The sequence below is a fragment of the Anaerococcus sp. Marseille-Q5996 genome (assembly GCF_946893725.1).
Lineage (GTDB): Bacteria > Bacillota > Clostridia > Tissierellales > Peptoniphilaceae > Anaerococcus > Anaerococcus martiniensis.
The window spans coordinates 1-1,174 of record NZ_CAMPPE010000009.1; the positions used below are offsets into that span (position 1 = coordinate 1).

General features: G+C 42.2%; 1 protein-coding gene. It reads right to left on the reverse strand.

Features of this window, described 5'->3' with window-relative positions:
- Positions 1 to 1,172, reverse strand: a 1,172-nt coding sequence (gene tuf / locus OC526_RS08275) for an elongation factor Tu (RefSeq protein ID WP_262123450.1), incomplete at its 3' end; no start/stop codon positions are given.
- Positions 1,173 to 1,174 lie beyond the last annotated feature (2 nt).

Below are 1,174 nucleotides of genomic sequence, written 5' to 3' on the forward strand. Positions count from 1 at the left end.
CCTGATGCTACTGTTCTACCACCTTCACGTACGGCAAATCTTAGTCCTTCTTCTAGGGCGATTGGTTTTTGTAGTTTGATTTTGAAGGTTGCGTTGTCTCCTGGCATTACCATTTCTACGCCTTCTTCTAGTTCGATGTCGCCTGTTACGTCTGTTGTTCTAAAGAAGAATTGTGGTCTGTATCCACTGAAGAATGGTGTGTGACGTCCTCCTTCTTCTTTGGTTAGTACGTATACTTGGCCTTCGAATTCTGTGTGTGGTTGTACGCTTCCTGGTTTTGCTAGTACTTGTCCTCTTGAGATTTCGTCTCTTTGTACTCCTCTTAATAGGATTCCTACGTTATCTCCTGATTCTGCTTGTTCTAGTTGTTTGTGGAACATTTCTACTCCTGTTACTACTGCTTCAGAAGTTTTTTCTGTTAGGCCTACGATTTCTACTGTGTCGCCTACTTTTAGTGTTCCTTTTTCTACTCTTCCTGTTGCTACTGTTCCACGGCCTGAGATTGTCATTACGTCTTCTACTGGCATTAGGAATGGTTGGTCATTATCTCTTTCTGGGATGTCAAAGTAGTTGTCTACTTCTTCCATTAGTTTAAGGATTTTGTCTGACCATTCGCCTTCTCCACCTTCTTGTAGTGATTTTAATGCTGATCCTACTACTACTGGTGCGTCGTCTCCGTCGTATTCGTATTCGCTTAGTAGGTCTCTTACTTCCATTTCTACTAGTTCTAGTAGTTCTGGATCGTCTACTTGGTCTTCTTTGTTTAGGAATACTGCGATTTTTGGTATTCCTACTTGGCGCGCTAGTAGAATGTGTTCTCTTGTTTGTGGCATTGGACCGTCTGCTGCACTTACTACGATGATTGCTCCGTCCATTTGTGCTGCTCCTGTGATCATGTTTTTAACGTAGTCGGCGTGGCCTGGAGCGTCGATGTGTGCGTAGTGTCTGTTTGCTGTTTCGTATTCTACTACTGAGGTGTTGATTGTGATTCCACGTTCTCTTTCTTCTGGTGCTTTATCGATGTTTTCGTAGTCGATGAATTCACCTGTTCCGTATTTTTTGTTTAGAGCTTGTGTTATTGCTGCTGTTGTTGTTGTTTTTCCGTGGTCTACGTGTCCGATTGTTCCGATATTAATATGTGGTTTGCTTCTTTCGAATTGTTGTTTACTCATTT